We start from the raw sequence: 4,014 nt of genomic DNA, 5'->3' as shown, positions 1-4,014 counted from the left end.
GGAGGGGTACGCGGACACAGACGCTCGTTTCTGCGGAAAGAGAGAGGCCGGGGAACGGCAGGCGGCGAGGAGGGGCCTGCGGGCGGGGTGTGATCCGTCAGAACGTCATGCCGCTCAGCCTCGCGGAGGTGGCGCGGGCGGGCAACCGACTTTCCCGGCGACCCGTGAGGCGTGCGCGTCGACATCACCCCACCCGATCCATAGACTCCGGTCGTTCTGGTACCACGAGCCCAGGGAGGACCACCGTGTCGAGCGAAACCCGAACGCACGCCGCATTACCCCTGCTGGCCCGCCTCGCCGGGGTGAGCGTGGCCGCCGCGACGATCGTCGCCGCCGCTGGTGTCGCCGCGACCGCGGCGCCCGCCGCCGACCCGGCGCCCACCAAGGGGCCGTGCGCGTACACGCCCACGCCGGACGAGCCGGCCGCCCGTCCGGTGCCGCTGCCGCCGGACCCGCGCCGCACGCCGGACCGGGGCACCGTGCGGGTCACGCTGCGCACCAACCAGGGGCCGATCGGGCTGACGCTGGACCGCGAGCAGGCGCCGTGCACGGTGCAGAGCTTCCTGCACCTGGTCCGTAAGCGCTTCTACGACCGGACGCCCTGCCACCGGCTCACCGCGTACCCGACGCTGACCGTGCTGCAGTGCGGCGACCCGTCCGGCACCGGCGAGGGCGGCCCGGGCTACCGCTACCGCGACGAGCTGCCCACCGACCTGCCGCCCGCGCCGACCGACCCGACCGGCGTACGCCGCCTGTACGCGCGCGGCACGCTGGCCATGGCCAACGCCGGCCCGGACACCAACGGCAGCCAGTTCTTCCTGGTCCAGGCCGACTCGGCGCTGCGCCCCAACTACACGGTGTTCGGTCAGGTCGACGCGGCCGGGCTGGCCACGCTGGACCGGATATCGGCCGGCGGCATCGCGCCCACCCCGGAGGACCCGGCGCCGGTCGACGGCGCCCCGGCGGTGCCGGTGGAGATCTGCCGCGCCAAGCAGGGCCGCTGACGTAACGGCCCGGCGGGACGGCTGACGAGGCCGCCCGCCGGGCCCGCGTCGCCGCCGGTAGCCTGCGGCGATGACGCATGAGCGGGAGATCACCGAGCCGGTCGACCTGTGCCGGCCGGACGGGCGGCTGAACCCGGACGCGGTCGGCTGGAGCCGCCGGCCGCTGCACCGGGCGAACCTGCGCGGCTGGGGCCGGGCCAAGCGGTGGGAGCACTGGGGCGTGGTCACCCCGACGCACATCCTCGGCCTGGTCGCGTCGTCACTGGACTACGCCGGGGTGCAGAGCCTCTACCTGCTCGACCGGAGAAACGGCCGGGAGACCACGGCGGAGGCGGTGGTGCCGTTCGCCCGGGGCACCGTGCTGCCGCCGGTCAGCGGCGACGGCCCGGTCCGGGCCCGCGGCGGGAACCTCACCATCGCCGTGGACCAGGGCCCCGACGGCAGTACGCTGCGCGCCAGCGCGCCCGGCGTCGAGGTGGACCTGACCGTGCCGTTGCCGCCCGGCCACGAGTCGCTCGGCGTGGTGGTGCCGTGGAGCACCCGCCGGTTCCAGTACACGGTCAAGGACATCGGCCGTCCGGTGCACGGCACGATCACCGTGGACGGCACGGCGTACCCGGTGGGGGAGGGGTCGTACGCGGCGCTCGACCACGGCCGGGGCAAGTGGCGGTACGCGGTGCGGTGGAACTGGGCGGCCGGAAGCGGGCCGGGCCGGTCGATCCAGCTCGGCGGCAAGTGGACCGACGGCACCGGCTCGACCGAGAACGCGGTCTTCGTCGACGGGCGGCTGCACAAGATCGGCGCGGATCTGACCTGGGAGTACGACCGCGCCGACTGGCTGCGGCCGTGGCGGATCACCGGCGACCGGGTGGACGTCACGTTCCACCCGTTCCACGAGCGGGTGGCGCGTACCAACCTGGTCGTGCTGGCCGGGGAGACGCACCAGTGCTTCGGCCACTTCACCGGCTGGGCCGCTACCGACGACGGCGGGCGCGTGGACCTGGACGGCCTGGTCGGCTGGGCCGAGGAGGCCCGCAACCGCTGGTGAGGCCGGTCCCCGCCGGACCGGGCCGTACGCACAGCGTGGGGCGGCCCCGTCCGGGACCGCCCCACGCGCGACTCGGGATCAGGAGACCGAGGCCGGGAACCTCTCCCAGACCCGGTGCGCCGCCATCAGCCGCTGCACCTCGGCGAGCACCTCGGCGCCGGAGCCACCGGTGACCACGCCCGGCGTGCCGGTGACACCGGCCTGGTTCAGCACCTCGGCGCCCGCGCCCCAGGCGCCGATCACCTTGGCGTGCCGCCACGCCTCCTCGACCAGCAGCAGCACCCGCGGGTCGACTGTGGCCGAGCCCGCCGCGCCGGCCTTGGCGTCGCGGGCCGGCAGCGCGTCCGGCGCCGGGGCCGGTGCGCCGGCCAGCAGCACCGCGTCGAACTCGACCGAGCGGCCGGTGGCGAACGTGCGCTGCACCGGCAGCCCGTCGACGGTGCCGCCGTGCGCGGCGATCAGCAGCGGCACCATGCCGGCGGTGAACACCTCCCGGCGTACCTCGTGCACGTCGCCCAGGTCGGCCTGGGCGTCGACCACGATGCCGACCATCCGGCCGTCGGCCGGCCACTCCCGGCCCACCTGGGACAGCGCCGGGCTGGGCTGCACCTCGGCGAGCGGCACGGTGGGCTGCGGCACCGGCAGGCCCAGACCGGTCGCGACCTGCTCGCACAGCACCGGGTCGACGTTGGCCAGGCACTGGAGCTGCCGCTCCTTGATCGCCTGGTGGTAGCACTTGCCCAGCTCGAACGTGTACGCCCGGATGATGTGCTCCTTCTCCACCGGCGACATGCTCTGCCAGAACAGGCGTACCTGGCTGTAGTGGTCGTCGAAGGAAGCCGGCGCGGCCCGCACCTTCGGCGCCTCGGCCACCGTCACCGGCGTGTCCACGAACGCGTGCTCCCGGTCGCCGGCCGGGAACGGGTTGCCGCCGTCGAGCGAGTTCGGCCGGTACGGCGCCACGCCCGCGTGCACCGCGTGCTGGTGGAAGCCGTCCCGCAGCATGTCGTTGACGTCGGCGTGCGGCCGGTTGATCGGGATCTGGGTGAAGTTCGGCCCGCCCAGGCGGGTGAGCTGCGTGTCCACGTACGAGAAGAGGCGGCCCTGCATCAGCGGGTCGTTCGTGACGTCGATGCCCGGCGGCAGGTGTCCGACGTGGAACGCCACCTGCTCGGTCTCGGCGAAGAAGTTGCTCGGCGTCTTGTTGAGGGTGAGGGTGCCGATCGCCTGCACCGGCGCCAGCTCCTCCGGCACGATCTTCGTCGGGTCGAGCAGGTCGATCCCGGCGAACGTCTCCTCCGGCGTGTCCGGGAAGACCTGGATGCCCAGCTCCCACTCGGGGAACGCGCCGGCCTCGATGGCGTCGTACAGGTCGCGGCGGTGGAAGTCCGGGTCCATGCCGCTGATCATCTGGGCCTCTTCCCAGGTGAGGGAGTGCACGCCGAGCTTCGGCTTCCAGTGGAACTTGGCCAGCACCGTCGCGCCGGCCTCGTCGACCAGTCGGAACGTGTGCACGCCGAAGCCCTCCATGGTCCGGTAGGACCGCGGGATGCCCCGGTCGGACATGTTCCAGATGGTGTGGTGCTGCGCCTCGGTGTGCAGCGAGACGAAGTCCCAGAACGTGTCGTGCGCGCTCTGCGCCTGCGGGATCTCCCGGTCCGGGTGTGGCTTGCCCGCGTGGATGACGTCCGGGAACTTGATCGCGTCCTGGATGAAGAACACCGGCATGTTGTTGCCGACCAGGTCGAACGTGCCCTCGTCGGTGTAGAACTTGGTGGCGAAGCCGCGGGTGTCGCGGACCGTGTCGGCCGATCCGCGCGAGCCCAGCACGGTGGAGAAGCGGACGAAGACCGGCGTCTCGCGCCCCTGCTTCAGGAAACCGGCGCGGGTGACCTTCTCGGCGGCGCCGTTGGCGACGAACGTGCCGTGCGCGCCCGCGCCCCGGGCGTGCACCACCCGCTC

General features: G+C 73.5%; 3 protein-coding genes. 2 read left to right on the top strand and 1 reads right to left on the bottom strand.

The annotated features are described in order from the left end of the window. Positions 1-245: 245 nt before the first annotated feature. Positions 246-1,004: a peptidylprolyl isomerase gene (locus KBX39_RS25220; RefSeq protein WP_013474698.1), complete on the top strand. Its 759-nt coding sequence runs from the start codon at positions 246-248 to the stop codon at positions 1,002-1,004. 70 nt (positions 1,005-1,074) lie between these two features. Continuing rightward, a complete protein-coding gene (locus KBX39_RS25215) occupies positions 1,075-2,052 on the top strand; it encodes a DUF2804 domain-containing protein (protein ID WP_210872838.1) in 978 nt (325 codons plus the stop codon). A 78-nt stretch (positions 2,053-2,130) separates the two neighbouring features. Here KBX39_RS25215 and KBX39_RS25210 read toward each other — a convergent pair. Further along, the coding region (locus KBX39_RS25210; protein ID WP_210872836.1) for a catalase at positions 2,131-4,014 on the bottom strand (1,884 nt) is incomplete at its 5' end.

The organism is Micromonospora sp. D75, from assembly GCF_018070405.1.
Lineage (GTDB): Bacteria > Actinomycetota > Actinomycetes > Mycobacteriales > Micromonosporaceae > Micromonospora > Micromonospora chalcea.
Note: the sequence above shows the minus strand (reverse complement) of the source record. Positions and strands in the feature narration are given on the sequence as shown.

What these genes read in the sequence shown, in the direction of transcription:
- KBX39_RS25215 (WP_210872838.1), top strand. Translation starts at nt 1,075, where the DNA reads ATGACGCATGAGCGGGAGATCACCGAGCCGGTCGACCTGTGCCGGCCG.